Consider the following 16,209-nt stretch of genomic DNA (forward strand, 5'->3'; position numbering starts at 1 on the left):
AGAAAGGGCCAGCTCGGTGCTGGCCCATGGCGAGATTATAGCGGGTCAACCTTCAGACAGGAAACCGCATGACGGAAACTTCCCTCTAGCAGAGGACGAGTTTTCGCGCATTCCGGTCCGGCGATCGGGCAGCGTGTGCGGAAGACGCAGCCTGAAGGCGGGTTGATTGGCGAGGGAAGCTCCCCTTCCAGCAGCTGAATCGTTTTATTCTTTTCCAGATCCGGGTCAGGAATCGGCACCGCCGACATCAGCGCTTTGGTGTAGGGATGCAAAGGATTGTGGTAAACCTCGTCATAGGTGCCAAGTTCGACGGCATGCCCCAGATACATCACCAGAACGCGATCGGAGATGTGCTTAACGACGGCAAGGTCGTGAGCGATAAAGATAAGCGAAAGCCCCATCTCCCGCTGCAGTTTTTGCAGCAGGTTAACGACCTGCGCCTGAATCGATACATCCAGCGCGGAAACGGGCTCATCGCAGATGATCAGTTTAGGCTCGAGGATCAGCGCGCGGGCGATGCCGATACGCTGGCACTGGCCGCCGGAAAACTCATGCGGATAGCGGTTCACCAGGTTTGGCAGCAGGCCGACTTTCATCATCATCGCCTTCACGCGGTCGCGAACTTCCTGCTTAGGCATTTTAGGATGATAGGTCAGCAGCGGCTCGGCAATAATGTCGCCGATGTTCATACGCGGGTTCAGAGAAGCCAGCGGATCCTGGAAAATCATCTGAATGTCGCTGCGCACGTCGCGCCACTCTTCCGGCTTCATGCCCAGAAGATCTTTGCCCAGCCAGGCAACGCGGCCGTCCGTCGCTTTCACCAGGCCAATGATGGCGCGGGCGAACGTTGATTTGCCGCAGCCGGACTCGCCCACCACGCCCAGGGTTTCCCCTTCATACAGGCGAAGCGTAACGCCGTCGACGGCTTTCAGGGTTTTTGAAGGCTGCCAGAACCACTGCTTGCCGTCTTTGATGTCAAAGTGGACCTTCAGATCGGCAATCTCTAACAGCACTTTTCTCTCTTCTGCAACGGTGCTCATACTAATTCCTCCACCGGTCTAAAGCAGGCACGCAGGCGGCCATCACCAAACTGCTCCAGTGGCGGAGCACTATTACAAGCTTCCATTGCAAACTGACAGCGAGGCTGGAACGGACAGCCCTGCGGTAAACGCAGCAGGTTCGGTGGGTTACCCGGGATAGTCAGGAGAGACTCACCTTCCGCGTCCAGACGCGGCACCGCGTTAAGCAGGCCAATGGAATAAGGGTGCACCGGTTTGTAGAACACGTCGCGCGCGTTGCCATACTCCATGGTACGCCCGGCATACATCACCAGTACTTTGTCGCAGATGCCGGCCACAACGCCCAGGTCGTGGGTGATCATAATGATCGCCGTGTTGAATTCGCGTTTCAGCTCGTTCAGCAGCGTCATGATCTGCGCCTGGACGGTCACGTCCAGCGCCGTGGTAGGTTCATCGGCAATCAGCAGCTTAGGTCTGCACAGCAGCGCCATGGCAATCATCACGCGCTGACGCATACCGCCAGAGAACTCGTGAGGGAACATGCGCATGCGTTTACGCGCTTCCGGCATTTTCACCGCGTCCAGCATGCGCACGGACTCTTCAAAGGCTTCCGCCTTGCCGAGCTTTTTGTGCAGCATCAGGACTTCCATCAGCTGATCGCCCACGCGCATGTACGGGTTCAGCGAGGTCATTGGATCCTGGAAAATCATTGAGATTTGCTCGGCGCGCAGGCGGTTAAGCTGGGCTTCCGGCAGGTTCAGGATCTCTTTGCCGTTGAACTTCGCAGAACCGCCAATGCGGCCGTTAGTCGCCAACAGCCCCATCAGCGCGAAGGCCGTCTGGGATTTACCGGAGCCGGACTCACCAACGATACCGAGGGTTTCACCGGCACGCAGGCTAAAGTTGAGGTCGTTTACCGCCGTTACGTCACCGTCCGGCGTGCCGAAGGTCACGCGCAGATCTTTGACGTCAAGCAGGATCTCAGATTTGTTCAGTGGAGCGGCCACCGGAGAGGTTTCAATAGTACTCATGGAGGTACTCCTTAACGATCTTTCGGGTCGAGGGCATCACGCAGGCCATCGCCGATAAAGTTAAAACAGAACAGCGTAATCACCAGGAAGCCTGCCGGGAACAGCAGCAGCCACGGTGATACCTCCATGGAATTCGCACCATCACTCAATAATGCGCCCCAGCTGCTCAGAGGCTCCTGAGTACCCAGACCCAGGAAGCTCAGGAAAGATTCAAACAGGATCATGCTTGGGACCAGCAGCGAGGCGTAAACCACCACCACGCCCAGTACGTTTGGCACGATATGGCGCAGCACGATATTCATCGTAGAGACACCGCCCACGTGCGCCGCTTCGATAAACTCTTTGCGCTTCAGGCTCAGAGTCTGACCGCGCACGATACGCGCCATATCCAGCCAGGAGACCATCCCGATAGCCACGAAGATAAGCAGGATGTTTTGCCCAAAGAAGGTCACCAGCAGGATCACGAAGAACATGAACGGGAAGGAGTTCAGGATCTCCAGCAGGCGCATCATCACGGAGTCAATTTTACCGCCGAGATAGCCCGCCAGGCAGCCGTATAGCGTGCCCACAACCACTGCCACCAGCGCGGCAGCCACGCCCACCATCAGCGAGATTCGCCCGCCGATAGCGACGCGCACCAGCAGGTCACGCCCCGACGAGTCAGTCCCGAAGTAGTGTCCGGAGGCCAGATCTGGCGCGGCAGACATCATGCCCCAGTCGGTATCAAAGTAGGTAAACTGCGACAGTACCGGAGCAAACGCCACGAACAGTGCAATCAGCGCCAGCACCACTAAACTGGTGATTGCCGCGCGGTTATGGATAAAACGGCGACGCGCGTCCTGCCACAGGCTACGGCCTTCAACCTCCAGTTTTTCACTGAAGTTTTCCAGCGCCTCGCTGTTTTTCTTAGTCAACATTATGGCCACTCCAGCTTAGTAACGGATTTTCGGGTCGATAACGGCATACAGCACGTCAACCACCGCGTTGAACAGAATCGTCAGCGCACCGACCAGAATGGTCAGGCTGAGAACCAGTGAATAGTCACGGTTCAGCGCACCGTTAACAAACAGCTGACCGATGCCCGGCAAGCCATAAATCGTTTCAATAACCATTGAGCCAGTGATAATCCCGACAAATGCTGGCCCAAGGTAGGACAGGACCGGCAGAAGAGCGGGTTTCAGGGCGTGGCGCAGCACGATACGACGCATCGGCAGGCCTTTCGCGCGAGCGGTGCGGATAAAGTTAGAGTGCAGAACTTCAATCATTGAGCCGCGGGTGATACGCGCGATGCTGGCGATATAGGCCAGAGACAGCGCGATCATCGGCAGAATCATGTACTTCGGCGCCCCACCGTTCCAGCCGCCGCCGGGCAGCCACTTGAGGGTAATGGCGAATATCAGTACCAGCAACGGCGCCACCACGAAGCTGGGGATAACCACCCCCGTCATGGCAAAGCCCATTACCGTGTAATCCCATTTGGTGTTCTGATTCAGTGCCGCAATGACGCCCGCCGAAACACCAAGCACGATGGCAAAGATGAAGGCAGCTGCGCCTAATTTAGCGGAAACCGGGAAGCTCGAAGCCACCAGGTCATTCACGGAATAATCTTTGTATTTAAATGAAGGTCCAAAATCCCCGTGCGCCAGCTGTTTTAAGTAGCTGAAGTACTGAGTAGTGATGGGATCGTTCAGGTGATACTTCGCTTCGATGTTCGCCATTACTTCCGGCGGCAGCGTACGTTCACCGGTAAAAGGGCTACCTGGTGCGAGACGCATCATAAAGAAGGAGATCGTTATAAGAATAAAGAGTGTCGGAATTGCTTCCAGACAACGACGTAGAATAAATTTCAACATTGCCCGTACCTTCTGGCCTGTGCCTTTGCAGTGCGATGTAAATAAGACACGATGGGGCAAGGCTTGCTCACCGGCCGCAGCCGGTGAGCCCTGCCCCACGAATTGCCATTAATGTTTGATAATGTACAGATCTTTCACGTAGACATTATCCAGCGGGTCTTTACCGGTATAACCACCTACCCACGGCTTAACCAGACGGGCGTTAACGTAGTAGTAAACCGGTACGATAGCGGAGTCTTTATCAAGCTGCTGTTCAGCTTTGTCGTACAGCGCGGTGCGCTGGGCTTCATCGCTGGCTTTCAGAGTATCGGCAATAATCTTATCGAACGCCGGGCTCTTATAGTGCGCGGTGTTGTTCGAGCTGTCGGACAGCATGGTGTTCAGGAAGGAGGTCGGTTCGTTATAGTCCGCACACCAGCCAGCACGCGCGATATCGAAGGTGCCCTGGTGACGAGTGTCGAGGAAGGTTTTCCACTCCTGGTTTTCCAGCTTAACGTTCACACCGAGGTTTTTCTGCCAGATGGAAGCCACGGCGATAGCCAGCTTCTTGTGCAGATCGGAGGTGTTGTACAGCAGGTTGAAGGTCAGCGGTTTGTCTTTGGTGTAGCCCGCTTCAGCCAGCAGTTTCTTCGCTTCTTCGTTACGTTTGTCCTGAGACCAGCTGAACCACTCTGGTTTGGTCAGTTTCGCGCCATCGGTATACGGTGGGGTGTAGCCATAAGCCGGCAGGTCACCCTGGTTTTTCACTTTATTTACGATGATGTCACGATCCAGGCCCAGTTTCAGCGCGGTACGTACACGTACGTCGGTAAACGGTGCTTTCTGGTTGTTGATTTCATAGTAATAGGTGCACAGATACGGATCGGCGTGGACTTCCGTTGGGATCTCTTTTTTCAGCTTCTGGAACAGCTCAATCGGCAGGTTGTTATAAGTCATGTCGATTTCGCCGCTGCGGTAGCGGTTGACGTCCGTCACTTCAGAAGAGATTGGCAGGTAGGTGACCTGGTTGATAACGGTTTTCTTGTTATCCCAGTAATTAGCGTTACGCACCAGAACGATACGTTCGTTAACTACCCAATCTTTTAATTTGAATGCGCCGTTAGTCACGATGTTGGCAGGCTGAGTCCATTTGTCGCCGAATTTATCGATAGTGGCTTTCGGCACTGGAGACATAGATGGGTGAGTCAGCAGCTTGTAGAAATAAGGAACCGGCTCGCTCAGCGTGACTTCCAGAGTATGATCGTCGACAGCTTTAACGCCCAGATCGCTGGTCGGTTTTTTGCCGGCGATAATATCGTCGATATTCGCGAGGTGGCCGTATTGCAGGTAGCTTGCGTACGGAGAAGCGGTTTTCGGATCCGCCAGACGCTGCCAGCTGTAAACGAAATCTTGTGCGGTAACCGGGTCACCGTTGGACCATTTTGCGTCTTTACGCAGATGGAAAGTCCAGACTTTAGCGTCTTTATTATCCCAGGATTCTGCAACGCCCGCGGTTGGGTGCCCCTGTAAATCACTGATCAGCAGCCCTTCAAACAGGTCGCGGCTAATATTGGACTCAGGGACGCCTTCAATTTTGTGAGGGTCAAGAGATTGAGGTTCAGAGCCGTTGTTGCGAACCAGATCCTGTTTCTCTGCCAATTGGACACCCGCCGGAACATCTGCCGCCATCGCGACATTACCAGCAATTAGCGCAGTTAAGATGCCCGCTGCAATCAGGCTTTTTTTAGTGATATTTGTCATTGTGTTGGTACTCCACTCATTATAATTACCGACCCGGAAGCCGGCCTCTTCCCCTCAGGGGTCCCTTACAGCGCAGGAGCGTTAAACGTCCGTACGGGATACTGCTTTCCTTTTTCGCTATCACCGACTTTATTTACGGGCCATTCTCTAAGACAGCCTCATTACGTCGATTCGGGTAGGCCGCCGATTGCGTGTTCGACGGCCATTAATTTTCTATTTCCGCAGGGAATGATGACGCGGTGTAATCATTCTCATCTACAAAAGAAACGTTTTTCAGCGAATTGTTTTGCCCGGAAAGTATCAAAAGCGCCAGATACCCGCCAATACAATTTGCAAATTTGTTAACCATTTCTCTTTTATGGAGAGATTGTGGGGAAAACGATGCGTGACAGGGATTTGAGTTAGCTTAACCATAATCTTTATAATCATGGGCTTAACATAGTATCGCTGCATCGGAAGGGGGAGCTGTTCCTGACCCGCCTCATCACTCACAAAAAATTAACAATTGATTATTTTTTAGCACATTCCTCTGCGGGAAGGCATGAATTACTAATATCATCTCACTAAACCCGCAGCAAGCCTGATTGCATAACGGCAGCTAAATATCATTTCGATTGCCACTTTTCTGTACAACCTGTTACAAGGTCAACCGCTAATGTACGGTTTTCCAAAGCATTTTCTTATGAAAGATTCGCATTAACTTTTGCTTAAAAAAGCGCAAGGCGGCAGGGGAAGCAGGAGGCAAAGAGAGAAAAAAAGCAGAGAAGAGATTCTGCTTTTTCATTTGAAAGTGACAGCGGAATTAACTTAACAAACCCGGGAAGATGGCTTTCACCCCGGTGACGATAAATTCAATCCCCAGCGACATCAGTAAAAGCCCCATAATACGGGTTATAACGTTGATCCCCGTCTGCCCCAGCATACGCACCAGCCACGGAGCAATGCGGAACAGCAGCCAGCAGCAGAAAGCGAACAGCGCAATGGCAAGGGAGAAACCCAGCAGATGGCCCCAGTTATGGTAGCGGCTTCCCCAGACGATGGTGGAGCTAATGGCCCCCGGCCCCGCCATCAGCGGTAATGCCAGCGGCACAACCCCAACGCTTTCACGAATGGCGCTCTCTGACTTTTCCTGCTTGTTCTGCTTATCCTCACCCAGCTTGCCGCTGATCATCGACATCGCAATGGTGACCACCAGGATGCCGCCAGCGATGCGGAATGAGTCGATAGAGATGCCAAAGACCTGCAGGATGCCGTCGCCAAGAAACAGCGAGGTCCAGAGAATAATCGCCACCGAGAGGTTGGCAGTAAGATTGGTTTTATTTCTTGCCGCCGCACTCTGATAGCTGGTCATACTGATAAAGACGGGAATAATTCCTACCGGGTTGACCAGAGCAAACATCCCGATAAAGAACTTAATATAGGTCGGCATATCGAAAAAGGATTGAGCCACGCAAAACTCCGCAAATAAACAAAGCAAAAGCAGGCGTAATGTAATGGAAAAACATCCCCACCGCTACGCTATTTCCCGGCATTAGCGCCAGCAGCAGCCACGCATTTTAACACGGGGGTGAACTGTTATCTGAATGTTGAATTTATGGTACTTTGTTTCGAGGTTGCTGTGACTGAATTTTTAAAGATTTATCAGTCACCTGGATAGCGCTAGCTGAATGGTGTCAGCCTGAGATACTTGTGATTTAGATCACGAAAAACCTACTCAGAAGTGGGTAATCTTGGACACATCTGAAGAGCAGGTTTTTCGACTAAAACGGCTTATTCAGGTAAGGCTCTTTTAGTAAATCAGCGCATCGCTCCAGCTATTTTTTACGGCTGCGTTTCGTCTTAAACACGCATTCTGCTGCTGCTGACTATACTGTCGACTCGCGCCGCTCATTTACTAAAAGAGTTTAACATTATCAGGAGAGCATTATGGCTGTAACTAATGTCGCGGAACTGAACGCCCTCGTCGAGCGCGTAAAGAAAGCCCAGCGTGAATATGCCAACTTTACTCAAGAGCAAGTCGATAAAATCTTCCGTGCTGCCGCCCTGGCCGCTGCCGACGCTCGAATCCCCCTGGCTAAATTAGCCGTCGCCGAATCCGGTATGGGTATCGTCGAAGATAAAGTGATTAAAAACCACTTCGCTTCCGAATATATCTATAACGCCTACAAAGATGAAAAAACCTGTGGTGTGCTGTCTGAAGATCATACCTTCGGTACCATCACTATCGCCGAACCTATCGGCATTATCTGCGGTATTGTGCCCACCACTAACCCAACCTCTACCGCCATCTTCAAATCGTTAATCAGCCTCAAGACCCGCAACGCTATCATCTTCTCCCCGCATCCGCGTGCTAAAGATGCTACCAATAAAGCGGCGGACATCGTGCTGCAGGCGGCCATCGCTGCCGGCGCACCAAAAGATCTGATCGGTTGGATCGATCAGCCCTCTGTTGAACTGTCTAACGCCCTGATGCACCACCCGGATATCAATATGATCCTGGCAACCGGTGGCCCAGGCATGGTTAAAGCAGCCTATAGCTCCGGTAAACCTGCGATCGGTGTTGGCGCCGGTAACACCCCGGTTGTGGTTGACGAGACCGCAGACATCAAGCGTGCTGTAGCTTCTATTCTGATGTCCAAAACCTTCGATAACGGCGTTATCTGTGCTTCTGAACAGTCCGTCATCGTTGTCGACTCTGCCTATAACGCAGTGCGTGAACGTTTCGCAACCCACGGCGGCTACCTGCTGCAGGGTAAAGAGCTGAAAGCCGTTCAGGACATCATCCTGAAGAATGGCGCCCTGAACGCGGCTATTGTCGGTCAGCCAGCCACCAAAATTGCTGAACTGGCCGGTTTCACCGTGCCGGCAGACACCAAAATTCTGATCGGCGAAGTGTCCGTGGTGGACGAGTCTGAGCCATTCGCTCACGAAAAACTGTCCCCGACGCTGGCCATGTACCGCGCCAGGAACTTCGAAGACGCCGTTGTTAAAGCAGAAAAACTGGTTGAGATGGGCGGTATCGGCCATACCTCCTGCCTTTATACTGACCAGGACAACCAGCCTGAGCGCGTGAAGTTCTTCGGTGACAAAATGAAGACCGCACGTATCCTGATTAACACCCCGGCTTCCCAGGGGGGTATCGGCGACCTGTACAACTTCAAGCTGGCCCCTTCCCTGACGCTGGGCTGTGGCTCATGGGGCGGTAACTCCATCTCTGAAAACGTGGGTCCTAAGCACCTGATCAACAAGAAAACCGTTGCTAAGCGAGCTGAGAACATGTTGTGGCATAAACTTCCGAAATCTATTTACTTCCGCCGTGGCTCCCTGCCCATCGCGCTGGACGAAGTGATTACTGATGGCCACAAACGTGCGCTGATCGTGACTGACCGCTTCCTGTTCAACAACGGCTATGCGGATCAGATTACCTCCGTGCTGAAAGCGGCCGGGGTAGAAACCGAAGTCTTCTTCGAAGTTGAAGCTGACCCTACGCTGACCGTCGTTCGCAAAGGCGCGGAGCTGGCGAACTCCTTCAAACCAGACGTGATCATCGCGCTGGGCGGCGGCTCCCCGATGGACGCAGCCAAAATCATGTGGGTGATGTACGAACACCCGGAAACCCACTTCGAAGAGCTGGCGCTGCGCTTTATGGATATCCGTAAACGTATCTACAAGTTCCCGAAAATGGGCGTAAAAGCGAAGATGATTGCGGTGACCACCACTTCCGGTACCGGCTCTGAAGTGACGCCGTTCGCGGTTGTTACCGACGATGCGACAGGCCAGAAATACCCGCTGGCTGACTACGCGCTGACCCCGGACATGGCGATTGTTGATGCCAACCTGGTGATGGATATGCCTAAGTCGCTCTGCGCCTTTGGCGGTCTGGATGCCGTGACTCACGCGCTGGAAGCTTACGTTTCCGTCCTGGCAAGCGAATTCTCTGACGGCCAGGCTCTACAGGCGCTGAAACTGCTGAAAGAGAACCTGCCAGCCTCCTACAATGAAGGTTCTAAAAACCCGGTTGCCCGTGAACGCGTTCACAACGCGGCGACCATCGCCGGTATCGCGTTTGCTAACGCCTTCCTCGGCGTGTGTCACTCAATGGCCCACAAACTGGGTTCACAGTTCCACATTCCTCACGGTCTGGCGAACGCCCTGCTCATCTCCAACGTTATCCGCTACAACGCGAATGACAACCCAACCAAACAGACTGCGTTCAGCCAGTACGACCGCCCTCAGGCCCGTCGCCGCTACGCTGAAATTGCAGACCATCTTGGTCTGACCGCAGCGGGTGACCGTACCGCGGCTAAGATCGAGAAGCTGCTGGCATGGCTGGAGTCTATTAAGGCTGAACTGGGTATTCCTAAGTCCATTCGTGAAGCTGGCGTACAGGAAGCGGACTTCCTGGCCCACGTTGACAAGCTGTCTGAAGATGCGTTTGATGACCAGTGTACCGGCGCAAACCCTCGCTACCCGCTGATTTCTGAACTTAAACAGATTCTGCTGGATACCTACTACGGTCGTCCGTATGTAGAGGGTGCCGTGGCGAAAGAAGCCGTACCGGCAGTTAAAGCTGATAAAAAAGCGAAGAAAACGGCCTAATCAGTCGTTCTTAAAGACAAAACCCGCCTTCCGGCGGGTTTTTTTATATCTGAACGGATTGTACAGTCCTCTGAGCGCATTTAACGCAGTGGGGGCACCACAAGCCCTCACGGCGTTAACTCCCCTGAATCTCCTGCAGAGAGCCCTTATTTAACGCCTCTTTATAATGTTTACGGCAAACGGAGACATAGCGTTCATTGCCGCCAATCACTACCTGCTCGCCTTCATTATAAGGGCGTCCATTCTGATCGAGGCGAAGAACCATGCTCGCTTTGCGGCCGCAGAAGCAAATCGTTTTCAACTCAACCAGTTTGTCGGACAGCGCCAGCAGGTACTGGCTGCCGCTAAACAATTCGCCGCGGAAATCCGTGCGCAAGCCATAACATAAAACAGGAATGTCCAGCTCATCGACAACGTCAGATAAAGCATAAACCTGCTCTTTAGATAAGAACTGGCTTTCATCAACCAAAACGCAATGAACCGGCGCGGATTGCTGTTCCGCACGAATGTCGGCAAACAGATCCGTTGTCTGGTTATAAAGCCTTGCCGGAGAGGACAGGCCAATGCGCGAGCTAACTTTGCCGACGCCAAAGCGGTTATCAATCTCGGCCGTATAGACCAGCGTGCGCATCCCTCTTTCCTGATAATTCCATGATGACTGAAGCAGCGCCGTCGATTTTCCCGCATTCATTGCTGAGTAGTAAAAATAGAGTTGAGCCATTGCACCCGTAGCCTGAAGCAAAATGTAAAATATGTTGCGGCAGATTGTACCACAGCGGCCTGCCGCCGTGGATGACCAATTACCTTGCTAAAGATCAGGGTTAATCGTATCAGTTATATTAATAAATCACGCTTATACGGCGGGTAATAGCAACCCCCCTCGTAAACGTAGACCGCTCTGTTCGGGCTGGCTCTGCACCTAAATCACCTGTTAAGGAAATGGTTCACTTACTCAATTATTATAAATTGTAAACAGCCTGAATCATCCATCGCCATTTATAGCTGTGGTTGATATTTGATGATTAATGCGAAATTTTATCTTTTTTTTACACCCGACAAACCCTTTCAATGGCAGGGTTGTTGTCTAAAAATTGAGTCTTAAAGTGCCATGGTGTGTGGCCTGCACGTCAAAAATTAAGTTAACCGTATTTAAACCAGCGCATATATATCAGCAAATTTTGAATTCCTTACATTCACGGCTATTGCAGAACTTAATATTAGGCTCTATTATTAGCTCTAACGTTACCCCTCCAATAATAAGTTTGAGATTACTACAATGAGCGAAGCACTTAAAATTCTGAACAACATCCGTACTCTTCGTGCCCAGGCGAGAGAATGCTCTCTGGAAACACTGGAAGAAATGCTGGAAAAATTAGAAGTTGTTGTTAACGAGCGTCGTGAAGAAGAGAACGCGGCAGCCGCTGAAGTTGAAGAGCGCACTCGTAAACTGCAGCAATACCGCGAAATGCTGATTGCTGACGGTATTGACCCTAACGAACTGCTTAACAGCATTGCCGCTGTTAAATCTGCAGGCAAAGCAAAACGCGCAGCGCGCCCTGCTAAATATCAGTACGTCGATGAAAACGGCGAAACTAAAACCTGGACTGGCCAGGGTCGTACCCCAGCCGTTATCAAGAAAGCGATGGACGAGCAAGGCAAGAAGCTGGAAGACTTCCTGCTTTAATCCTCTCAGTGCTGCTTATTAAGATCCCGCTTCGGCGGGATTTTCTATTTCTGAAACCCACTGACTTTAACCTCGCCGCAGAATCACACCTCAGAAAAACAATCATAAACCTCCTTACGTTTCTTTATTAATGAATCGACTAAATATTTTTAGATACAATACCTGTCCTTTAGTACAGTCAATTTCACTCGCCAATCATCAGGTTAACTCTGAAAATGATTTAACGCGCTTCAGTTAACCCTTTGCGAACGTGATATACCCTGATAGCGGTATCAAAAAAAAATGTGATATTGCCAGAAAGAGTTGAACCATTACCCGATGCAATGGCTAATCATGTCGATAACTCTTACTTATTGTCATTATTGAGTACGCCTTACGCGCGTCTTTATCCTGCCTTAAGTATCCCCCCCTAAGCATAGACGGGCACCCCTCTGAGGTTTTTTTTCAATATAGCCCTATCACTTTTCTCGCTAATATTTACTTTACCTCACTGTTCTGGCGTTCACCTTTGTGGCTACTATTCAGCCGCAGGCCTGATGCGGTCAAATAATATGCTACCCATACTCGCCAGGGCGTATTATAGATGGCCATGATTGTTTCGATCGAAAGCAACACTTATACAGGGTCATATGCCGCTTAGACACGCGGTAGCGACGAGGTGTTATATCGTGAGTATACTGAGAAAGGGAACGTGACCGGCAGCGCACAGGCTTGCTGAGAGCGCTGGCGTGCCGGTCTCGTTAAATAACCAGGAGGGTGATTACTTAAACAATATTAATAGAGGCGCCGCGGCCGATGGCATAATAGACAAAACCGCGCCTGTTGAGTCTTTCAGGGTCATAAAGGTTACGACCATCAAAGATAACGGGCTGTTTCAGCGATTTCTTCATCAGTTCGAAATCCGGAGCCTTAAAGCTCTGCCATTCGGTACAGACAACTAATGCATCAGCGCCCTGTAAGGCGGCCTCTTTGGTCCCCATCAGCCTTAAATCGCTGCGGTGACCGTAAATACGCTGAGTCTCATCCATGGCTTCAGGATCGTAAGCCTGCACGTCCGCTCCACGCTCCCAGAGCGCTTCCATCAATACGCGGCTGGAAGCTTCACGCATATCATCCGTATTCGGCTTAAACGACAGGCCCCAGAGCGCAAAAGTTTTCCCTTTCAGATCCTCGCCGTAGTGGCGGGTAATGAATTCCGGTAATTTTTGCTTTTGGGCATAGTTAACCTCTTCGACCGCCTGCAAAATGCGTGGCGTATAGCCGATCTGCTCGGCGGTGCGAATCAGCGCCTGGACATCTTTCGGGAAGCATGAACCGCCGTAGCCGCAGCCAGGGTAGATGAAGCTGTAACCAATACGGGAGTCGGAGCCAATCCCCATGCGCACCTTCTCGACATCAGCCCCAAGGCGCTCGGCCAGGTTCGCAATTTCATTCATAAAGCTGATTTTGGTCGCCAGCATGCAGTTAGCTGCATATTTGGTCAGCTCTGCACTGCGGATATCCATCAGAATCATACGATCGTGATTGCGGTTGAACGGCTCGTACAGTTCGCGGAGAAGGTCAATAACCTCTTCGTTATCTGTACCGATGACGATGCGCTCGGGACGCATGCAGTCGGCAACCGCAGCACCTTCTTTCAGGAATTCCGGGTTAGAAACCACGTCAAATTTAATCTCCAGACCACGAGATTTGAGGGTTTCTTCCATCACCGCACGTACTTTATCGGCCGTGCCAACGGGTACCGTTGATTTGTCGATAACGACTTTGTGCGAATCCATATACTGCGCGATGGTGCGTGCAACAGCCGTCACATATTTCAGGTCAGCGGAGCCATCTTCATCCGGCGGTGTTCCCACGGCGATATAGTGCATTTCGCCATGGTTAACGCCTTCTTCAGCATTGGTGCTGAACTGCAGGCGCCCTTCCTCATAATTCTTCTTTACCAGCGGCGCAAGGCCTGGTTCAAAGATAGGGATTTCACCTTTTTTCAGGTTTTCCACTTTCTTTGCGTCTACGTCGATGCACATCACATCGTGCCCAACATCGGCGAGCACGGCGGCCTGCACCAGGCCAACGTAGCCAATACCAAATACGGTAACTTTCATCTTACCATCCTGCGTTGAATTAACTTATTTCTTCGCGCCAACGGTGGCTTCAAGCCAGGTTTTAAAATCTTCACCCAGCGTTTTATGACGAATACCGTACTCAACAAACGCCTGCATATAGCCAAGTTTGTTGCCGCAATCGTGGCTTACGCCCTTCATGTGGTAGGCCTCAACGGTCTCTTTTTCCATCAGCATGGCAATAGAGTCGGTAAGCTGGATTTCATCCCCTGCACCCGGAGGCGTTTTCGCCAGCAGCGGCCAGATATCCGCACTCAGCACATAGCGACCTACAACGGCCAGGTTTGACGGGGCGACGTCCGCTTTTGGCTTCTCGACAATCCCCACCATCGGCACGCTGTCACCCGCAGAGAGCGATGCGCCCTTGCAGTCAACCACGCCATAGGCGGTCACATCGGCAACAGGCTCAACCATGATCTGGCTGTTCCCGGTCACGTCGAAGCGACGGATCATCTCCGCCAGGTTGTCCTGAGAAAGATCAGACTCGAATTCATCCAGAATCACATCCGGCAGAATAACCGCGACAGGCTCATCGCCAACTACTGGGTGAGCGCACAGCACCGCGTGGCCAAGGCCTTTAGCCAGACCCTGACGCACCTGCATGATGGTGACGTGCGGAGGGCAAATAGACTGCACTTCTTCCAGAAGCTGACGCTTAACGCGCTTCTCAAGCATCGCTTCCAGCTCAAAACTGGTATCGAAGTGGTTTTCGATGGAATTTTTTGAGGAGTGGGTGACCAGCACGATTTCAGTAATACCGGCGGCGATACACTCATTAACGACATACTGAATCAGCGGCTTATCAACCAGCGGCAGCATCTCTTTTGGAATTGCCTTTGTTGCCGGCAACATGCGCGTTCCCAATCCCGCAACCGGGATAACAGCTTTAGTTACTTTAGAATTAATGGCAGCCATTGAAAAAACCTCCAGGACTGTTCAAGTTTCACACTTGTCGTCAATTTAAAAACGCGGTTGAGTATATCAGCTTAAAAACAAAAACCGCCCCCCGTTTACCCCGGTAGCGGCTAATTTAAGACAAATACGATTAGGTTGGTCGCGATATTACCATCGCCCGGGTTCCGGGAAAAAAGCTAAATGTAATCAGTTGTTCCGTTGTTTATTCTGCAGACAACATCAGCCGTAAACGGCCGCCAGAGCCCCACACCTGGCACTGCCACGCTTCGCACCGTTGGCTGATTTGATTCAGGTAAGCGTTGCCCAGCGTGCCTAGCGGCACCCCGTTGCTGACCTGGATTTGGTGCTCGCCGGTATTGAGTGTCGCATTAAGCCCGGCAGAGACAAGAATGAGGTTTTTTAATCCGCTGTGATAATAACCCACGATGAGTGGAAATTGCCCGCTCAGATTTGCCTGCCGCAATAGCTGATTGACCTGTTTCAGTAAATTACCCAATTCCGGTAACCGCTGTCCCTGATGAGAAAGTTGTTCCTGAAGTAATCCGTTGAATAACGCACGTAACAACAGCGCCGCTAATACACCGTTATCGCCGGCACGCGTTACGTCGAGGCAATAAAATGCTAAGTCAGTATCTGAAAGCGGTGCAATATCGAGCACCAGACCAGGCTGATCGACAGAGATTAGCTGGCGATAGTTTATCCTGCAGTGGGACATAACCTGCTGCACCGGCGGCTGTAGCTCTTGCAGGAGCTTTGAGGCAGCCTGAGGGTCGCGCGCCAGAGCATCCCAGTCCTGAAAGAGACGCTCCTCCTCTTCCACCCGTGAATTAAACATTGCCGGGTAGAGGCAGGATAAAACCGTCCCTTTTAAACGATTAAGATCTTTAATTGGTTTCAGCAAAACGTCCTGCACGCCAAGCCGCAGGGCCTGGGCGATATCAGACATATTTTCGGTCGCAGAGATCACCAGTATGGGGGTTTGGTTACCTTCATTGCGAATATGCTCCACCAGCTCAAGCCCGTTCATTCTCGGCATCGCCAGATCGCAAATCAGAAGGTCCGGAACGGATTGCGCCAGTTTTTCGAGCGCGTCCATACCGTCCCGGGCAACCAGGGTTAGCGCCCCGAGCGAAGTAAGATAACTGTCCAGCAGAGAGCGGAAAACGGGCTCGTCTTCAACAATGAGGATCTGCTTTCCTTCCAGCGGGTGACTCATGCGCTTTCCTCTGCCTGGTCATATTTCAA

General features: G+C 51.8%; 12 protein-coding genes. 2 read left to right on the forward strand and 10 right to left on the reverse strand.

The window, feature by feature from the left end:
* Positions 1–35: 35 nt before the first annotated feature.
* From oppF to EL098_RS09615, 6 genes are all read right to left on the reverse strand, one after another.
* Complete coding sequence (gene oppF, locus EL098_RS09590; protein WP_126356013.1) at positions 36–1,040, reverse strand: murein tripeptide/oligopeptide ABC transporter ATP binding protein OppF; 1,005 nt, start codon at positions 1,038–1,040, stop codon at positions 36–38.
* On the reverse strand, positions 1,037–2,050 hold the full coding sequence (gene oppD / locus EL098_RS09595; protein ID WP_126356014.1) for an ABC transporter ATP-binding protein: 1,014 nt from the start codon (positions 2,048–2,050) through the stop codon (positions 1,037–1,039). Before oppD ends, oppF begins: the two co-directional genes overlap by 4 nt.
* An 11-nt stretch (positions 2,051–2,061) precedes the next feature.
* Positions 2,062–2,970 (reverse strand): oligopeptide ABC transporter permease OppC, encoded by a 909-nt coding sequence (oppC, locus tag EL098_RS09600; RefSeq protein WP_126358402.1) that lies wholly within the window; start codon positions 2,968–2,970, stop codon positions 2,062–2,064.
* Positions 2,971–2,982: 12 nt separating this feature from the next.
* A complete protein-coding gene (gene oppB / locus EL098_RS09605; protein ID WP_126356015.1) occupies positions 2,983–3,903 on the reverse strand; it encodes an oligopeptide ABC transporter permease OppB in 921 nt (306 codons plus the stop codon).
* Between the two features lie 108 nt (positions 3,904–4,011).
* Positions 4,012–5,643 (reverse strand): oligopeptide ABC transporter substrate-binding protein OppA, encoded by a 1,632-nt coding sequence (oppA, locus tag EL098_RS09610; protein WP_126356016.1) that lies wholly within the window; start codon positions 5,641–5,643, stop codon positions 4,012–4,014.
* 802 nt (positions 5,644–6,445) lie between these two features.
* The gene (locus EL098_RS09615; RefSeq protein ID WP_126356017.1) at positions 6,446–7,093 is read right to left on the reverse strand and encodes a YchE family NAAT transporter; all 648 of its coding nucleotides are present in this window, start codon (positions 7,091–7,093) and stop codon (positions 6,446–6,448) included.
* A 476-nt stretch (positions 7,094–7,569) separates the two neighbouring features.
* Here EL098_RS09615 and adhE point away from each other — a divergent pair, with 476 nt between their 5' ends.
* Positions 7,570–10,242, forward strand: a complete 2,673-nt coding sequence (adhE, locus tag EL098_RS09620; RefSeq protein WP_126356018.1) for a bifunctional acetaldehyde-CoA/alcohol dehydrogenase — start codon at positions 7,570–7,572, stop codon at positions 10,240–10,242.
* 115 nt (positions 10,243–10,357) lie between these two features.
* On the opposite strand, the gene tdk is transcribed toward adhE, so the two are convergent.
* Positions 10,358–10,963, reverse strand: a complete 606-nt coding sequence (tdk, locus tag EL098_RS09625; protein ID WP_126356019.1) for a thymidine kinase — start codon at positions 10,961–10,963, stop codon at positions 10,358–10,360.
* A 555-nt stretch (positions 10,964–11,518) separates the two neighbouring features.
* On the opposite strand from tdk, the gene hns reads away from it, so the two are divergent.
* Positions 11,519–11,926, forward strand: a complete 408-nt coding sequence (hns, locus tag EL098_RS09630) for a histone-like nucleoid-structuring protein H-NS (RefSeq protein WP_126356020.1) — start codon at positions 11,519–11,521, stop codon at positions 11,924–11,926.
* Between the two features lie 764 nt (positions 11,927–12,690).
* Here the strand turns inward: hns and EL098_RS09635 are convergent.
* The 3 genes from EL098_RS09635 to rssB form a co-directional block, all read right to left on the reverse strand.
* Entirely contained in the window at positions 12,691–14,031 is a 1,341-nt protein-coding gene (locus EL098_RS09635) for a UDP-glucose dehydrogenase family protein (RefSeq protein ID WP_126356021.1), read from the reverse strand.
* A 24-nt stretch (positions 14,032–14,055) separates the two neighbouring features.
* Positions 14,056–14,964: a UTP--glucose-1-phosphate uridylyltransferase GalU gene (gene galU / locus EL098_RS09640; protein WP_126356022.1), complete on the reverse strand. Its 909-nt coding sequence runs from the start codon at positions 14,962–14,964 to the stop codon at positions 14,056–14,058.
* Positions 14,965–15,166: 202 nt separating this feature from the next.
* Positions 15,167–16,180, reverse strand: coding sequence for a two-component system response regulator RssB (gene rssB, locus EL098_RS09645; protein ID WP_126356023.1), 1,014 nt, complete (start codon positions 16,178–16,180; stop codon positions 15,167–15,169).
* Positions 16,181–16,209: the final 29 nt, after the last annotated feature.

The organism is Cedecea lapagei (assembly GCF_900635955.1).
In the GTDB taxonomy this organism is placed as follows: domain Bacteria; phylum Pseudomonadota; class Gammaproteobacteria; order Enterobacterales; family Enterobacteriaceae; genus Cedecea; species Cedecea lapagei.

Coding starts and splice junctions, on each gene's coding strand:
- hns (WP_126356020.1), top strand. CDS start 11,519: ATGAGCGAAGCACTTAAAATTCTGAACAACATCCGTACTCTTCGTGCC.
- tdk (WP_126356019.1), bottom strand. CDS start 10,963: ATGGCTCAACTCTATTTTTACTACTCAGCAATGAATGCGGGAAAATCG.
- galU (WP_126356022.1), bottom strand. CDS start 14,964: ATGGCTGCCATTAATTCTAAAGTAACTAAAGCTGTTATCCCGGTTGCG.
- oppF (WP_126356013.1), bottom strand. CDS start 1,040: ATGAGCACCGTTGCAGAAGAGAGAAAAGTGCTGTTAGAGATTGCCGAT.
- oppB (WP_126356015.1), bottom strand. CDS start 3,903: ATGTTGAAATTTATTCTACGTCGTTGTCTGGAAGCAATTCCGACACTC.
- oppA (WP_126356016.1), bottom strand. CDS start 5,643: ATGACAAATATCACTAAAAAAAGCCTGATTGCAGCGGGCATCTTAACT.
- EL098_RS09635 (WP_126356021.1), bottom strand. CDS start 14,031: ATGAAAGTTACCGTATTTGGTATTGGCTACGTTGGCCTGGTGCAGGCC.
- rssB (WP_126356023.1), bottom strand. CDS start 16,180: ATGAGTCACCCGCTGGAAGGAAAGCAGATCCTCATTGTTGAAGACGAG.
- oppD (WP_126356014.1), bottom strand. CDS start 2,050: ATGAGTACTATTGAAACCTCTCCGGTGGCCGCTCCACTGAACAAATCT.
- adhE (WP_126356018.1), top strand. CDS start 7,570: ATGGCTGTAACTAATGTCGCGGAACTGAACGCCCTCGTCGAGCGCGTA.